Source organism: Streptomyces eurythermus (assembly GCF_014649115.1).
Taxonomy (GTDB): Bacteria; Actinomycetota; Actinomycetes; order Streptomycetales; family Streptomycetaceae; genus Streptomyces; species Streptomyces eurythermus.
This window is the reverse complement of record NZ_BMSK01000011.1, coordinates 76,796-92,495: the sequence shown is the minus strand read 5'-3', so window position 1 is coordinate 92,495 and position 15,700 is coordinate 76,796. Positions and strand designations below refer to the sequence as shown.

Here is a 15,700-nt window from a genome sequence, read left to right as displayed (position 1 = left end):
CAGACGGCGGTCCGGCGGCTCTCACTGTCGCAGCACCGTCTACGGGGGAGGACATCACGTGGCACCACAGCGTTTCCACGAGCAGTTCCAGCACATCCAGCGCGCCCTGCCCGACGTCCCGCTGACCATGGGGCCGGACGACTCGGCGGGCTTCCTCTACGAGAAGGGGGTCGTCCTCGTCCGGGACGGCGAGGAGGCCCCGTTCGTCGAGGACGCCGTGCGCACCCACTTCACCGAGACCCAGGGCCTCGTCCCCGACCACGTACGCCGCGAGGGCCCGCAGACGGGCCGCACCGGCGTGACCCGGATCCGGGTCGGCGACCCGGCCGACGGCGAGGACACCGTGCCGCACGCCCTGCACGCCGTCCGGCAGGCCGAGGACCGGCGGGGCCGCCGGCTGGCCGGCCGCAACCACGTCATGCACATCGCGGTCAACGCCTGCCCCGGCGACGAGCCGGTGCCCGTACCGCGTACCGAATCCGCCAACCCGGCCGCCGCCGAGGGCCGTTACGACCCGGCCACCGCGGTCGGCGTCCTCGTCGTCGACACCGGCCTGGTGCACGACCACCGGTGCTGCCCGCTGCTCGCCCACACCACCGGCGACGCCCAGCGCGCCGAGACCGACGCCGACGGCGTGCTGCGCCAGTACGTCGGCCACGGCACGTTCATCGCCGGGATCCTCGCCGCCGTCGCGCCCAACACCGACATCACCGTGCGGGGAACGCTCAGCGACGCGGGCGCCGTGCTGGAGTCGGAGTTCGGCGCCCTGCTGTTCGAGGCGGTCGACCGGGACGGCTGGCCGGACATCATCAGCCTGTCGGCCGGCACGCCCAGCGAGGACGCCGACGGCCTGATCGGGCTGGACGCGTTCATGCGGGAACTGCGCGACCAGCGCACCCTGCTGGTGGCCGCCGCCGGCAACAACGGCAGCGCCACCCCGTTCTGGCCCGCCGCCTACGCCGGGCTGCCCGAGTACGCCGGCAGCGTGCTGTCGGTCGGGGCGCTGCGCGCGGACGGCGAGGGCGGGGCCTGCTTCAGCAACCACGGCCCCTGGGTACGGGCGTACGCCCCCGGCGAGCGCCTCACCAGCGCCCTCACCGGCTTCCGGGTCCCGGTGCCGTACGTCTACCAGCACTCCACCTACGACTCCTGCCGGTTCGGCCCCGACGAGTACCCGTGCACCTGCCAGTACCCGCCCCACACCGGCGTGCTGAGCGAGGGACTGGCGAGCACGGGCGGGAAGCCGGACCAGGTGATGTTCGAGGGGCCGGCGCAGTGGAGCGGCACCTCGTTCGCCACCCCGGTGGTCGCGGGGCTCGTCGCCGACCGGATGACGCGGTACCGGGAACGCGACCCGCGGGCGGCCGGCGCCGCGCTGCTGGCGGCCACCGCGGACCGGGCCGAGGTACGCGGGTCGCGCGCTCCGGCGCTCCGCCCGCCGACCTGGCGCCCCGTACCGGCCGCGACCCCGGCGCTGCCGGTATGAGCGCCGGGACCCTTCCCCGCACGGCGTACGATGGCGTGCCGTACACAAGGGGTGGAGTCGTGGACCGAACAGAGGTCGGCGCGTTGGTCCGGTCCGCCGTCGACGGGGACGCCGCGGCCTGGAAGGCGCTGGTGGAAGGGCTGAGCCCGCTGGTGTGGTCGGTGGTGCGCGCCCACCGGCTCTCGGAGGCCGACGGGCACGAGGTCTTCCAGACCGTGTGGTTCCGCTTCGCCCAGCACCTCGGCCGCATCCGGGAGCCCGACAAGGCCGGTGCCTGGCTGGCCAGTACGGCCCGGCACGAGTGCCTGAAGGTGCTCAAGGGCCTGTCCCGGCTGACCCTGACCGACGATCCGCGGGTGCTGGACCGCGCCAGCGAGGAGCGCACCCCGGAGGAGTCGCTGATCGACTCGGAGGAGGCGGCGGACCGGGCCGAGCGGGTCCGCCGGCTGTGGCAGGAACTGGACGCACTGGGCGAGCGCTGCCGGCAGCTGCTGCGCGTGCTGATGGCGTCACCGCCGCCCAGTTACGGGGAGATCTCGGCCGCGCTCGGCATCGCGGTCGGCAGCATCGGCCCGCTGCGCCAGCGCTGTCTGCGCCGGCTGCGGGCCCGGATGGACGCGCGGGGTGAGCTGTGAACGGGGACGAGGAGATGCCCGGGGGACCGGACGCGCTCGCGGACGGGCTGCTGGAGGAGGAGCTGCGGCAGGCCGCCGCCGTGCTGGACCCGGTCCCGGCCGAGCTGCTCCAGTCGGCCCTGGACGCGTTCGCGCTGCACGACCTGGACGCCCGGCTCGCCGAGCTGACCTTCGACTCGCTCGTGGACGCCCTGCCGGTCCGGGGCGCCATGGACCCGCCGCGCATGCTCACCTTCCGCGCGGGCGAGGTGACCGTGGACGTGGAGGTCACCGGGGACGGGCTGATCGGCCAGCTGCTGCCGCCGCAGTCGGCGCGGATCGAACTCCTCGGCGGCCCTGGGCACGTCCGCCCGCTCACCGCCGACCCCCTCGGCCGGTTCACCGGCGGCCCGCCGCCCACCGGCCCGTTCGCCCTGCGGCTGCGCACCGGCGCGGAGGTCATCGTGACGGAGTGGCTGCGGGCGTGACACGGTAGCGGGTCGGGCGTGACACGTAACGGCGCGGGTGTGACGCGGTGGCGGCGTGGACGTGACGCGGTGGCGGCGCGGGCCGGTGCCTGCGCGGGCCGTGGCCCGTGCCGCCACCGTCGGCCGCACCGTCACACCGCGTCGACCAGTCTCGCCAGGGCCGTGGCCAGGCGGTCCAGGCCGGGTCCGGCCGGGCCGCCCGGCTCCGTCATGTACGTGTCCCGGCGGATCTCCACCATCAGCGCGCCGACCCGGGCGTCCGTGCCGTAGAAGTCCAGCGGCACGTACGTCCCGGCGAACGGGCTGTCCAGTCCCGTCTCCCCGCAGCCGGCGAACGCCTCGCGGGCGGCCTCGGCGAGGGCGGGCGGGGTGTGGAAGGCGTCCGTGCCCAGGCACACCGGCGGGCGCGGACCGGTGCCGTGCAGCTCGTAGGGGAGCGGCTCGGTGGGGTACGAGTGCACGTCGATGATCACGGCGCGCCCGGTCGCGGCCAGCCGGCCGGCCACCGCCTCGGTCATGGCCCGCGCGTAGGGCCGGAAATACCGGGCCAGCAGCGGCTCCGGGTCGGTGTCCGCCGGCCGCAGTCCGGCCCGGTGCGTGGTCCGCGTGTACACGGCGCCCATCCCGACGGCCGCCATCTCCTCCCGCTCGTCCGGGAACCGCTCCGGGTCCACCACCAGCCGGGACAGCCGGTTGACGAACCGCCAGGGCCGGACCCCGGCGAGCGCGGCGGCCCGCTCGGCCAGCTCGGCGGTGTGCGCGTCCGTGATGTGGTCCAGCTCCCGCTCCAGCCCGCCGTCGTCCAGCACGATCCCGGCGCGCACGTCGTCCGGTATCGCCCGCGAGGAGTGCGGCACGTGCAGCAGCACGGGCGAGTCCGGTGCGCCGGGCAGGAGGTCGAAGGAGCTCACGGGCTGCTCCAGGGGTGTGTCGGTGGCATCGTGCGTGATCACGGTGCCACACGGCACTGACAACGGACCGCGCCCCGGACGGGCGGTGCCGTCCCGGGGCGCGGTCCCAGGGTGTCGCGGGCGTCAGCTCAGGGACGCCAGGACCTCGTTCCAGGTGGCCGACGGGCGCATGATCGCGTCCGCCTTGGCCTTGTCGACCTGGTAGTAGCCGCCGATCTCGGCCGGCCGGCCCTGGACGGCGTTCAGCTCGTCCACGATCTTCTGCTCGTTCGCGGCCAGGGCCTCGGCGAGCGGCGCGAACGCCTTGGCGAGGCCGGCGTCGTCGGTCTGCTTCGCCAGCTCCTGCGCCCAGTACAGGGACAGGTAGAAGTGGCTGCCGCGGTTGTCGATGCCGCCCACCCGGCGGGTCGGGGACTTGTCCTCGTTCAGGAAGGTCGCCGTGGCGCGGTCCAGGGTGTCGGCGAGGACCTTGGCGCGGGTGTTGCCGGTGGCCGCCGCGTACTGCTCGAAGGACGGCACCAGCGCGAAGAACTCGCCGAGCGAGTCCCAGCGCAGGTAGTTCTCCTTGACCAGCTGCTGGACGTGCTTGGGCGCGGAACCGCCGGCGCCGGTCTCGAACAGGCCGCCGCCCGCCATCAGCGGGACGACCGACAGCATCTTGGCGCTGGTGCCCAGCTCCAGGATGGGGAAGAGGTCGGTCAGGTAGTCACGCAGCACGTTGCCGGTGACGGAGATGGTGTTCTCGCCGCGGCGGATGCGCTCCACCGACAGCTTGGTGGCCTCCACCGGGGACAGGATGCGGATGTCCAGGCCCTCGGTGTCGTGCTCCGGCAGGTACTGCTCGACCTTGGCGATCAGGTTGGCGTCGTGCGCGCGGTTCTCGTCCAGCCAGAACACCGCCGGGTCGCCGGTGGCGCGGGCGCGGGTGACGGCGAGCTTGACCCAGTCGCGGATCGGGGCGTCCTTGGTCTGGCAGGCGCGGAAGATGTCGCCCTGCGCGACCGGCTGCTCGATCAGGACGTTTCCGGCCTGGTCGACCAGGCGGACGGTGCCCGCGGCCGGGATCTCGAAGGTCTTGTCGTGGGAGCCGTACTCCTCGGCCTTCTGCGCCATCAGGCCGACGTTCGGGACCGAGCCCATGGTGGACGGGTCGTAGGCGCCGTTGGCCCGGCAGTCGTCGATGACGGCCTGGTAGACACCGGCGTAGGAGGAGTCCGGGATGACGGCGAGGGCGTCGTGCTCCTGGCCGTCGGCGCCCCACATGTGGCCGGAGGTACGGATCATCGCCGGCATGGAGGCGTCGATGATGACGTCCGAGGGCACGTGCAGGTTGGTGATGCCCTTGTCGGAGTCGACCATGGCCAGGGCCGGGCCCTCGGCGATCTCGGCGTCGAAGGAGGCCTTGATCTCGGCGCCCTCGGGCAGGTTCTCCAGGCCCTTGAGGATGCCGCCGAGGCCGTCGTTCGGGGTGAGGCCGGCCGCCTTGAGGGTCTCGCCGTACTTCGCGAAGGTCTTCGGGAAGAACGTGCGCACCACGTGACCGAAGATGATCGGGTCGGAGACCTTCATCATCGTGGCCTTCAGGTGCACGGAGAACAGGACGCCCTCCTCCTTGGCGCGGGCGACCTGCGCGGCGAGGAACTCGTTCAGCTCGGCGACGCGCAGGACGGAGGCGTCGACGACCTCGCCCTCGAGGACCGGTACGGAGTCCTTCAGGACGGTGGTGGTGCCGTCCTCGGCGACCAGCTCGATCCTCAGCGCGCCGTCCTCGGCGATGACGACGGACTTCTCGGTGGAGCGGAAGTCGTTCTCACCCATGGTCGCGACGTTGGTCTTGGACTCGGGGGTCCAGGCGCCCATGCGGTGCGGGTGGGTCTTGGCGTAGTTCTTCACCGAGGCCGGGGCACGGCGGTCGGAGTTGCCCTCACGCAGCACCGGGTTGACGGCGGAGCCCTTGACCTTGTCGTAGCGGGCGCGGATCTCGCGCTCCTCGTCGGTCTTCGGGTCGTCCGGGTAGTCCGGCAGCGCGTAGCCCTTGCCCTGGAGCTCGGCGACGGCGGCCTTCAGCTGCGGGATGGAGGCCGAGATGTTCGGCAGCTTGATGATGTTGGCCGCCGGGGTCTTGGCCAGCTCGCCCAGCTCGGTCAGCGCGTCCGGGATGCGCTGGTCCTCGTTCAGGTACTCCGGGAAGACGGCGATGATGCGCCCGGCCAGCGAGATGTCGCGGGTCTCCACGGGCACACCGGCCTGCGAGGCGTACGCCTGGATCACCGGCAGGAACGAATGCGTCGCCAGGGCCGGGGCCTCGTCTGTGTAGGTGTAGATGATGGTCGAGTCAGTCACCGGGTGCTCCGCTCCACGTCTGCAACATTGCTCGACATCAAGATATCTCGTGATCGCCCTCCGCTCGACAGGGGTCCGGCCCGGGAATTCCGTGACCCGCCGTCTCCCGCTCGATCCAGCGGCAGATCACGTCCACCACGTACACGTGTTCGCTTCGGGTCAGCTCGCGGCCCCGGAGAATGCCGTGCCAGCGTTCCAGGCAGCCGCGGCAGCAGGTGGCGGTCGCGTGCTGGGCCACGAAGACCGGGTGGCCGCGGTAGGGGGTCTGTCTGCCGTCCTTGTGCGGCCGGGCCGGCGCCAGCCGCCGGGCGATCAGGTCGTAGGCGTGCCACCGCAGGGTCGCCGGCCCCTTCAGCCGGGCGGTCGCGAGCTCCCGCCCGCGCAGGCGGAACCGGGCCCGGAACGGCTGCCGCGCGAGCGCGTCCAGCCGCCGGTCGAGCGCACGGGGGTCGAAAGCGGGAGAGACCACGCCTTCCGAGCATACGACCCCTACGGCCTCAGCCCCCGGCGCTCCGCCCCGCCCCCGGTGCCCTCGGGCCCAGCCTTCCGGCGGCCTCTCACCGTGGCTCGCAGAGGCCGTCCACCCCGGGGCCCGGGCCCTTCCGCCTTGGCTTTCCGGCGGGGACGTGTCCTTCTTCGCTCGGTCTGCTGCGGGCTTTCGGCCTTGGTCGCCAGTGGCCGTCCACCCCGGGGCCCGGGACCTTCCATCCTGGCGTCCGGCGGTGTCCCAGCAGGGGCCGTGCGCCTCTCCGCTCGGTCTCCCAACGGGTCCCTGGACCTCTCCGCCCGGCCTGCTGCGGCCTCCCCCTTGGCCCCCGGCGGCCGTCCACCCCGGCCCCGGGCCCTTCCGTCCGGGCCCCCGGCGGAGTCCTGGCGGGGCCGTGCGCCTCTCCGCCCGGTCTGCTGCGGCCCCCTGCCCTCGGCTTCCGCTGGCCTGCCACCCGGGCCCTGGGCCCCGGGGCCCGGGACCTTCCGTCCTGGCTTCCGGCGGCGTCCCAGCAGGGGCCGTGCGCCTCTCTGCCCGGTCTCCCAGCGGGTCCCTGGACCTCTCCGCCCGGCCTGCTGCGGCCTCCCCCTTGGCCCCCGGCGGCCGTCCACCCCGGCCCCGGGCCCTTCCGTCCGGGCCCCCGGCGGAGTCCTGGCGGGGCCGTGCGCCTCTCCGCCCGGTCTGCTGCGGCCCCCTGCCCTCGGCTTCCGCCGGCCTGCCACCCGGGCCCTGGGTCCTTCCCCGCCCTTCTGCGGCCTTCGGCCCAGGCTCTCTATGGCCTCGGCCTTCCCCACGGGCCGCTGTGGCCGTCGGCCCTTGTGCCGGCGGCTTCCGCCCCGGCCCGCTGCGGGCGCCGGGCAGCCTCGGTCCGCCCTGCGCCCTTCCGTCCGGCCTACCGGGGCCTCGGGCCCCGGCCCACGCCAGGGACCCCTCCAGCCCACCCCCAGGGCCGCTTGGCCGGCGCCCCGAGGGGCCTCCGTACCCGGCCCCCTACGGCCCTCCGCCCGGCCTCCGCACCCCCGCCCGGCTCCCCGCGCACCCCCGCCCGGCCCCCCCGTGAACCCCCTACCGCCGCCTACTCCGCGCCCGGGACCCCCGACACCGCGTCCTCGCCGCTGCGCTGCTGCGGGATGGTCACCGAGCCCTGCTGGAGGGCCACCGTGCGGGTGGGGGCCGGGATGCGGATGCCCTCGGTGCGGTAGCGGCGGTGGAGGCGCTTGATGAACTCGTGCTTGATCCGGTACTGGTCGCTGAACTCGCCCACGCCGAGGATCACCGTGAAGCCGATCCGCGAGTCGCCGAAGGTGTGGAAGCGGATCGCCGGCTGGTGGTCGGGGACGGCGCCGGTGACGTCCCGCATCACCTCCGTGACCACCTCGGCCGTCACCCGCTCCACGTGCTCCAGGTCGGAGTCGTAGCTCACCCCGACCTGCACCAGCACGGTCAGCTCCTGCTCGGGCCGGGTGTAGTTGGTCATGTTGGCCTTGGCGAGCTGGCCGTTGGGGATGACCACCAGGTTGTTGGAGAGCTGGCGGACCGTCGTCTGGCGCCAGTTGATGTCGACGACGTAGCCCTCCTCGCCGCTGCTCAGCCGGATGTAGTCGCCGGGCTGCACGGTCTTGGAGGCGAGGATGTGGATGCCCGCGAAGAGGTTGGCGAGCGTGTCCTGGAGGGCGAGCGCGACGGCCAGACCGCCCACGCCCAGGGCGGTGAGCAGCGGCGCTATGGAGATGCCGAGCGTCTGCAGGACGATGAGGAAGCCGATGGCCAGCACCAGCACCCGGGTGATGTTGACGAAGATGGTCGCCGAGCCCGCCACCCCCGAGCGGGACTGGGTGACCGAGCGGACCAGGCCGGCGACGACCCGGGCCGCGGAGAAGGTCACCACGGCGATCACCCAGACCTGGAGCACCTCGTCGATGTGGTGCTGGACGGTTCCGGTCAGCGGCAGCACGGCCGTCGCCGCCGCCGCGCCGCCCGCGATGGCCGCCCACGGCACGACCGAGCGCAGCGCGTCCACGATGACGTCGTCCCCGCTCCAGCGGGTCCGCTTGGCGTGCTTGGCCAGCCAGCGCAGCAGGGTGCGGGACATGAAGGCGAGCGTCAGGCCCGCCGCCAGGGCGATTCCGGCGAGGACGAGGTCGTCCAGGGTCAGCGTGCGGTTCACCGGTCACCTCCGGGGCGCTCGGCGGCTGCGGGGGGCCGGTTGTGAAGTCTCGTCACGTTGTCACCTGCTCGATGTCCGGGATGTGCGACCGCGCCGGCCGGCGGAACTCCGGGCTCCGGCGCGTTCGTTCATCCTGCCGCATCCCGCACGTCGGTCCGTACCGGGAGCGGTGCCCGCCGCACCGCCGCTCAGACGATGCCCTCCGCGAAATCCGCCTGGTCCCGGCCGCTGCCGTAGGCGGCCGAGGGCGTGCCGTACGACCGGCGGGCGACGAACCACCAGACGGTGGCGAGGGCCAGTACCACGGCGAGGGCGACGGAGGCGTAGTTCATCGTGCCCACCGTGACCGGTGACGCCTGCGGCAGACAGAACAGGACGGTCACGCACGCCACCCACCCGACCGCGATCCATCCCACCGGCCTGCTCCAGCGGCCCAGGTGCCACGGCCCCGGCCGGAAGCGGTCGCCCGCGCGCAGCCGCAGCAGGACGGGGATGGCGTAGGCGGGGGTGATGCCGATGACGTTGATGGCGGTCACCGCGTTGTACGCCGTCGCCGAGTACAGCGACGGCAGCGCGAGCACGCACGCCACGCTCACCGACAGCCACACGGCGGCGACCGGGGTCTGGGTGCGTCCGCTCACCTTGCGCCACAGGTGCGAGCCGGGCAGCGCCCCGTCCCGGCTGAAGGCGAACACCATCCGGCTGGCCGCGGCTACTTCGGCGTTCCCGCAGAACAGCTGGGCGACGATCACGACGAGCAGCAGGGCGCTGGCGCCGTCGGTGCCGAGGCCGTCCAGCATGATCTGCGCGGGCGGCACACCGGTTTCCGTGGTGCGCGTGGCGTCGTAGTCCTGGATGGCGAAGGTCAGTCCGGCCAGCAGTACGAAGCCCGCGAGCCAGGACACCCAGATGGCGCGGACGATGCCCCGGGAGGCGGCCACCGAGGCGTGCGAGGTCTCCTCCGACAGATGGGCGGAGGCGTCGTACCCGGAGAAGGTGTACTGCGCGAGCAGCAGGCCGATCGCCGCCACGTACACCTGGTCGTCCCAGCCGGTCCCGTTGACGAACTCGGTGAACACGAAGGACGCCGACCGGTGCCGGTCCGGGACGATCACCAGCGCGCCCACGATCAGCGCCACGCCCGCGAGGTGCCACCACACGCTGACCGAGTTCAGCAGGCTGACCAGTCGCACGCCGAACAGGTTCAGCACCGCGTGCAGCAGCAGGATGACGCAGAAGATCAGCATGGTCGTGCCGGGCGTCGGCGTGAAGCCCCACCGGAGGTTGGCGAACGCCCCGGCGAACAGGGCCGCGCCGTAGTCGATGCCGGCGATCGCGCCGAGCAGGCCGAGCAGGTTCAGCCAGCCGGTGTACCAGCCCCAGCGCCGGCCGCCGAGCCGGTCGGCCATGTAGTACAGGGCGCCGGAGGTCGGATAGGCGCTGGTCACCTCGGCGAGCGCGAGGCCGACGCACAGCACGAACAGGCCCACGCCCGCCCAGCCCCACAGCATCACGGCCGGGCCGCCGGTGTTCAGCCCGAAGCCGTACAGGGTCATGCAGCCGGACAGGATCGAGATCACCGAGAAGCTGATCGCGAAGTTGCCGAAGCCGCCCATCCGGCGGGCCAGCACCGGCCGGTAGCCGAGTTCGCGCAGGCGCTGCTCCTCGTCCTGCTGCGGCAGCCCGGGGGAGGGCACGGGCGAGGGATCGGGGGTGGGGGACACGCGGGAGACCTCCGGATCGTGGTTGCCGAACGGTGCCGAACTGACCTGCTGCCACCGGGCGTTCAGGGACCGGAGCCCGCCGCGGCGGCCCGGCAGCGGTCCCGGGCCTGGGTGAAGACCTCCACCGCGCGCTCCCGGTCCCGGGTGCGGTACATCCAGGGCGGCGGGGTGAAGTAGGGGCCGATCGCCTCGAACACCCGCGCCCCGTCCCGGAACCGGAGGGATCCCCACAGCGCGTGGGCCAGATGGTTGAGGTCCGGCAGCGGGCGCTCCCCGGGCAGCGTCCGGTCGAACCAGCACTCCAGCGCCCGCCGTGCCTCCCGGGCCGCCTCCTCCGCCACCCAGTGCAGGTCCAGCGCCGCGTCCTGCCCGCTGTCCCGGCGGTAACGCTCCACCCGTACGTACAGCGGCAGCAGGTGCAGCGCCGAGCCCGGCGGTGCCTGGCCCGCCGCCCACTGCGCGTACCCGGACGCCTCGGTGAGCCGCCCCGACCCGCCGCGCACGTACAGGAACTGCAGCATCCGGTGGTGGGCCTCGCGGTTGAACGGGTCGCGCCGGTCCGCCTCGGCCAGCAGCCCCCAGGGGCCCGGCGGCAGCACCGGCTCCGGCGGGGCGGCCCGGTGCTCCTCCCAGCGCTGCTCGGGGTCGAGCTGGGCCAGGGCCAGCAGGCACACCCAGGGCACCGGGTCCCGGGGCGCGGCCACGGTGGCCGTCTGGGCCGCGTCCCACGCCTCGATCCACAACTCGTGGGTGCGCCGGTGGCGTTCCCGCCGGGCCCGCAGCGCCCGCTCGACGCCGACCCGGGCGAGCATCACCGTCGCGTGGGCGTTGTCCGGCTCCTCGGCGAGCCAGGCCCGCACCACGTCGGTGCCGGCCGCGGCCGTCGCCAGGACCTGGGTGCGCTGGGTCCAGCGCGGCCATCCGGCGGTCTCCGCCAGCAGGGTGCGCATGGCCATCCAGCGGCCGGTGCGCAGTTCCTGGAGCGCGGCCCGCAGCGCGTGATCGGGGCCGGCGGGGTCGTAGGAGGGGCGGGCTCCGTCCCTGGCCATCAGCCGCCCCCCGGCCGCGGGCGCACCTGACGTAGCAACGGCCCTCCCCTGGGCGGTGAAGCGGTGGTCTCGCGTGGTCGGCGGTCACTATAGAGGTGACCGTTCTCCCTATCCATTGTTGCCAAGTCAACCACCGGCTATGGGCAGTTGGCCTACCCGGCGGTAGCCGGACGGCGCCGTGTCCGGCCACCGGCGAGGACGGGCCGCGCCCGGCCGGAAGAGCTTGACGCCGGGCCCGCGCGACGGCAGGCTGGCGCGGTGATCTTCAGGGCCGGAGCGGTGGTCTTCAGGGCCGGAGCGGTGGTCCTCAGGGCCGGTGCGGTGGTCCTCAGGACCGGAGCGGAGGACGCGCGATGACGGGGCCGGTGCTCGCCGTCGACCAGGGCACGTCCGGCACCAAGGCGCTCGTCGTCTGCCCCGGACGCGGCGTGATCGGCACCGGTTTCGCCGAGGTCCGGCCCCGCCACCTGCCCGGCGGCCTGGTCGAGGCGGACCCGGGCGAGCTGTACGACTCGGTGGTCGAGGCCGGCCGGCGCGCGCTCGCCGAGGCCGGTGAGGACGTCGTCGCCCTCGGCCTCGCCAACCAGGGCGAGACCGTCCTCGCCTGGGACCCGGACACCGGCCGCCCGCTCACCGACGCCCTGGTCTGGCAGGACCGGCGCGCCGACACTGTCTGCGCGGAACTCTCCGGCCACGGCGAGGAGTTGCGGCAGCTGACCGGGCTGCCCCTCGATCCGTACTTCGCCGCGCCCAAGATGGCCTGGATCCGCCGCCACCTCACCCGCGACGGCGTCGTCACCACCTCGGACGCCTGGCTGGTGCACCGCCTCACCGGCGCGTTCGCCACCGACGCCGCCACCGCCGGCCGCACCCAGCTGCTCGACCTGGACCGCGCCGAGTGGTCCCCGCGCGCCCTGGACCTCTTCGGCCTGGCCGGCGAACGCCTGCCCGAGATCACCGACAACGCCCACCCGGTCGGCACCACCACCGCGTTCGGCCCCGAGATCCCGCTCACCGCCTTGGTCGTGGACCAGCAGGCCGCCCTGCTCGCCCAGCGGATCACCGGCCCCGGCACCGCCAAGTGCACCTACGGCACCGGCGCGTTCCTGCTCGCGCACACCGGGGACCGGCCCCGGCGCGGCGCGTCCGGCCTGGTCTCCTGCGTGGCCTGGCGGCTCGCCGGCGAAACCGGCTACTGCCTGGACGGCCAGGTCTACACGGCCGCCTCCGCCGTCCGCTGGCTCACCGGCCTCGGCGTCCTCTCCTCCGCCGCCGACCTCGACCCCGTCGGCGGCAGCGTCCCCGACAGCGGCGGGGTCACCTTCGTCCCCGCCCTCGCCGGGCTCGCCGCCCCCTGGTGGCGCGGCGACCTGCGCGGCTCGCTCACCGGACTCGGCCTCGACACCACCGCCGGGCACCTGGTGCGCGCCCTGTGCGAGGGCATCGCCGCCCAGGTCGCCGAGCTGGCCGAGGCCGCCGCCGGCGAACTGGGCGCCCCGCTGGACACGCTCCGCGTCGACGGCGGCCTCACCCGCTCGGCGCTGCTCATGCAGACCCAGGCCGACCTGCTGCAACGCCCGGTCGAGGTGTCCGCGCTGCCCGACGCCACCGCGCTCGGCGCCGCCGCCCTCGCCCGCCTCGGCGCGGATCCCGGGCTGCGCGTCGAGGACGCCCTGCCCGACGGGAGACCCGCCGCCGTGTACGAGCCCCGCATCCCGGCCGGCCAGGCCGCCGAACGACGCGACCGGTTCCGCGCCGCCGTCGCCGCCCTCCTCGGCCCGTGACCGTCACCGCGGCCGGACCGCTCCCGCGGACGCCGTACGACGTCGCGATCGTCGGCGCCGGCGTGGTCGGCTGCGCCATCGCCCGCGAACTCGCCCGCCACCCCCGGCTGCGCGTCGCCCTCGTGGAGGCTCAGGACGACGTCGGCCAGGGCACCTCCAAGGCCAACACCGCGATCCTGCACACCGGTTTCGACGCCACCCCGGGCACCCTGGAGGCCCGGCTGGTCCGCGAGGGCCACACCCTGCTCGGCGCCTACGCCGCCCGGAACGGCATCCCCGTCGAACGGGTCGGCGCCCTGCTGGTCGCCTGGGACGGGGAACAGCTCGCCGCCCTGCCCCGGCTGGCCCGGAAGGCCGAGGACAACGGCTGCCACGACACCGCCCTGCTCGGCCCCGAGGAGCTGTACACCCGTGAGCCGCACCTCGGCCCCGGCGCGCTCGGCGCCCTGCACGTCCCCGGCGAGAGCGTCATCTGCCCCTGGACGACCACCCTGGCCTACGCCACCCAGGCGGTCCGCGCCGGCACCGACCTGCACCTGAACACCGCCGTGCGGGACGTGGCCTGGGACGGCGGACACCGGCTGACCACCAGCCGGGGCACCCTGTACGCCCGCCACCTGGTCAACGCGGCCGGACTGCACGCCGACACCCTGGACCGCGCCCTCGGCCACGACGACTTCACCGTCACCCCGCGCCGCGGCCAGCTCCTGGTCTACGACAAGTTCGCCCGCCCCCTGGTGCGGCACATCCTGCTGCCCGTGCCGACCGCCCTCGGCAAGGGCGTCCTGGTCGCGCCCACCGTCCACGGCAACGTCCTGCTCGGCCCCACCGCCGAGGACCTGCGCGACAAACACGCCACCGAATCCACCGCCGAGGGCCTTGCCACCCTGCGGGAGAAGGGACGGCGCATCCTGCCCGCCCTGGTGGAGGAGGAGGTCACCGCCGTCTACGCCGGGCTGCGCGCGGCCACCGGGCACGAGGACTACCGCATCACCGCCCACCCCGGGCAGGCGTACGTCACCGTCGGCGGCATCCGCTCCACCGGCCTGACCGCCTCGATGGCCATCGCCGCCCACGTCACCGGGCTGCTGGCCGGCGCCGGGCTCGACCCCGGCCCGGTACGCGAACCCGAGCCGGTGACCCTGCCCGACCTCGGCGAGGCCTCCCCCCGGCCCTGCCGGCGGGCCGACCTGGTCGCCGCCGACCCCGAGTACGGCACCCTGGTCTGCCACTGCGAGCGCGTCTCCCGGGGCGAGATCCGCGACGCCCTCGCCAGTACCATCCCGCCGCGCGGCCTGGAGGGCCTGCGCCGCCGCACCCGCGCCGGGGCCGGCCGCTGCCAGGGCTTCTACTGCGGGGCGGCGGTCCGCGAGCTGTTCGAACGGGGAACGGGGTCATGACCGCCGTACGGCACGTGGACGTCCTCGTCGTCGGCGCCGGTCCCGCCGGGCTCGCCGCCGCCGCACGGCTGGCCGCGGCCGGCGCCGGGCGGGTGGAGGTGCTGGAGCGCGAGCCCGAGCCCGGCGGCGTGCCCCGGCACAGCGCCCACGGCGGCTTCGGCACCCTGACCCGCCCGCTCACCGGCCCCCGCTACGCCCGGCTGCTCACCGAGGCCGCCGAACGGGCCGGCGCCACCCTGCGCACCGGGGTGACGGCACTGGACTGGGCGCGCGGGGGCCCCGTGGTCACCACCGTCGGCCCCGGCGGCCCGGAGACCGTCCGGGCCCGGGCGGTCGTCCTCGCCACCGGCGCCCGCGAACGCCCCCGCGCCGCCCGCCTGGTGCCCGGCACCCGCCCCGCCGGCGTCTGCACCACCGGCGAACTCCAGCGGGCCGTCCACCTGTTCGGGCAGCACATCGGCACCCGCGCGGTCGTCGTCGGCGCCGAGGACGTCTCCTACGCGGCCGCCGGCACCCTGCGCGCGGCCGGCACCGAGGTCGTCGCCCTGGTCACGGAAGACCCGCGGGCCCACACCGGCCGCGCCCGCGCCCAGGCGGCCCGGCTGTACCACGGCATCCCCCTGCTGACCTCCGCCACGGTCACCGAACTCCTCGGCCACGGACGGCTGTCCGGCGTCCGGGTCCGCCACCGCGACGGCCGTACGGCGGTCCTGCCCTGCGACACCGTGGTCTTCACCGGCGACTTCGTACCCGACCACGAACTGGCCCGGCGCGGCGGCCTCGTCCTCGACCCCGGCACCCGCGGCCCCGCGGCCGACGGCGCCTGGCACACCTCGCGCCCCGGTGTCTTCGCCGCGGGCGACCTGCTGCACGCCGTGGAGCCCGCCCGCACCGCGGCCCTGGAGGGCGCCCGGGCGGCCCGCGCGGTCCTGGACCACCTGGCGGGCGCTCCCTGGCCGGACCCCGGGGTGCCCGTCCTGGTGTCCGCGCCGCTGCGCTGGATCACCCCGAACCGCGTCACCCCCGGGGCCCGGCCCGACCACCACCTCCTGCGCACCGGCACCCCGCCGCCCCGCCCGGTCCTGTACGTCCACCAGGACGGCCGCCTCCTGCACCGCACCCGGCCCGTCCCCCGAGTCGCCCTGCCGCACCGCACCCTGACCCTCACCGCCCGCTGGCACGACCGCGTCGACCCCGGGGGCGGACCGGTGCGGGTGAGCACCGGCTGAGCGGGGCGCCGGCGGCCG

Annotated in this window: 12 protein-coding genes; 6 read left to right on the top strand and 6 right to left on the bottom strand. The window is 74.9% G+C overall.

Translation table 11 applies throughout. From position 1 onward, the window contains the following. Positions 1-58: 58 nt before the first annotated feature. The 3 genes from IE251_RS21735 to IE251_RS21725 are packed head-to-tail and all read left to right on the top strand — an operon-like array spanning position 59 to position 2,588. Complete coding sequence (locus IE251_RS21735; RefSeq protein ID WP_189754674.1) at positions 59-1,486, top strand: S8/S53 family peptidase; 1,428 nt, start codon at positions 59-61, stop codon at positions 1,484-1,486. Next, positions 1,483-2,121: an RNA polymerase sigma factor gene (locus tag IE251_RS21730; RefSeq protein ID WP_189754673.1), complete on the top strand. Its 639-nt coding sequence runs from the start codon at positions 1,483-1,485 to the stop codon at positions 2,119-2,121. The genes IE251_RS21735 and IE251_RS21730 overlap by 4 nt, the downstream gene beginning before the upstream one ends. Positions 2,122-2,135: 14 nt before the next feature. Next, positions 2,136-2,588 carry a hypothetical protein gene (locus IE251_RS21725; RefSeq protein WP_229896878.1) on the top strand — a complete coding sequence of 151 codons (453 nt, stop codon included), beginning with the start codon at positions 2,136-2,138 and terminating at the stop codon, positions 2,586-2,588. A gap of 131 nt (positions 2,589-2,719) precedes the next feature. Here IE251_RS21725 and IE251_RS21720 read toward each other — a convergent pair whose 3' ends face one another. From IE251_RS21720 to IE251_RS21695, 6 genes are all read right to left on the bottom strand, one after another. Next, positions 2,720-3,511, bottom strand: coding sequence for an N-formylglutamate amidohydrolase (locus IE251_RS21720; RefSeq protein ID WP_189754833.1), 792 nt, complete (start codon positions 3,509-3,511; stop codon positions 2,720-2,722). Between the two features lie 111 nt (positions 3,512-3,622). Next, positions 3,623-5,842 carry an NADP-dependent isocitrate dehydrogenase gene (locus tag IE251_RS21715; RefSeq protein WP_189754671.1) on the bottom strand — a complete coding sequence of 740 codons (2,220 nt, stop codon included), beginning with the start codon at positions 5,840-5,842 and terminating at the stop codon, positions 3,623-3,625. 37 nt (positions 5,843-5,879) lie between these two features. After that, a complete protein-coding gene (locus tag IE251_RS21710) occupies positions 5,880-6,311 on the bottom strand; it encodes a DUF4186 domain-containing protein (RefSeq protein WP_189754670.1) in 432 nt (143 codons plus the stop codon). Between the two features lie 1,093 nt (positions 6,312-7,404). Beyond that, a complete protein-coding gene (locus IE251_RS21705) occupies positions 7,405-8,496 on the bottom strand; it encodes a mechanosensitive ion channel family protein (protein WP_189754669.1) in 1,092 nt (363 codons plus the stop codon). 188 nt (positions 8,497-8,684) lie between these two features. Next, the gene (locus IE251_RS21700; RefSeq protein ID WP_189754668.1) at positions 8,685-10,220 is read right to left on the bottom strand and encodes an amino acid permease; all 1,536 of its coding nucleotides are present in this window, start codon (positions 10,218-10,220) and stop codon (positions 8,685-8,687) included. A 62-nt stretch (positions 10,221-10,282) separates the two neighbouring features. Next, on the bottom strand, positions 10,283-11,269 hold the full coding sequence (locus tag IE251_RS21695) for a hypothetical protein (RefSeq protein ID WP_189754667.1): 987 nt from the start codon (positions 11,267-11,269) through the stop codon (positions 10,283-10,285). Between the two features lie 353 nt (positions 11,270-11,622). On the opposite strand from IE251_RS21695, the gene IE251_RS21690 reads away from it, so the two are divergent. The 3 genes from IE251_RS21690 to IE251_RS21680 are packed head-to-tail and all read left to right on the top strand — an operon-like array spanning position 11,623 to position 15,682. Next, a complete protein-coding gene (locus IE251_RS21690; protein ID WP_189754666.1) occupies positions 11,623-13,053 on the top strand; it encodes an FGGY family carbohydrate kinase in 1,431 nt (476 codons plus the stop codon). Then, the gene (locus IE251_RS21685; RefSeq protein ID WP_189754665.1) at positions 13,050-14,453 is read left to right on the top strand and encodes an FAD-dependent oxidoreductase; all 1,404 of its coding nucleotides are present in this window, start codon (positions 13,050-13,052) and stop codon (positions 14,451-14,453) included. Before IE251_RS21690 ends, IE251_RS21685 begins: the two co-directional genes overlap by 4 nt. Continuing rightward, positions 14,450-15,682 carry an NAD(P)/FAD-dependent oxidoreductase gene (locus tag IE251_RS21680; protein WP_189754664.1) on the top strand — a complete coding sequence of 411 codons (1,233 nt, stop codon included), beginning with the start codon at positions 14,450-14,452 and terminating at the stop codon, positions 15,680-15,682. Before IE251_RS21685 ends, IE251_RS21680 begins: the two co-directional genes overlap by 4 nt. The last annotated feature ends 18 nt before the right edge of the window (positions 15,683-15,700 follow it).

Excerpts from the sequence above, each read along its gene's own strand:
- IE251_RS21730 (WP_189754673.1), top strand. The coding sequence starts at position 1,483 with ATGAGCGCCGGGACCCTTCCCCGCACGGCGTACGATGGCGTGCCGTAC.
- IE251_RS21725 (WP_229896878.1), top strand. The coding sequence starts at position 2,136 with ATGCCCGGGGGACCGGACGCGCTCGCGGACGGGCTGCTGGAGGAGGAG.
- IE251_RS21695 (WP_189754667.1), bottom strand. The coding sequence starts at position 11,269 with ATGGCCAGGGACGGAGCCCGCCCCTCCTACGACCCCGCCGGCCCCGAT.
- IE251_RS21690 (WP_189754666.1), top strand. The coding sequence starts at position 11,623 with ATGACGGGGCCGGTGCTCGCCGTCGACCAGGGCACGTCCGGCACCAAG.
- IE251_RS21680 (WP_189754664.1), top strand. The coding sequence starts at position 14,450 with ATGACCGCCGTACGGCACGTGGACGTCCTCGTCGTCGGCGCCGGTCCC.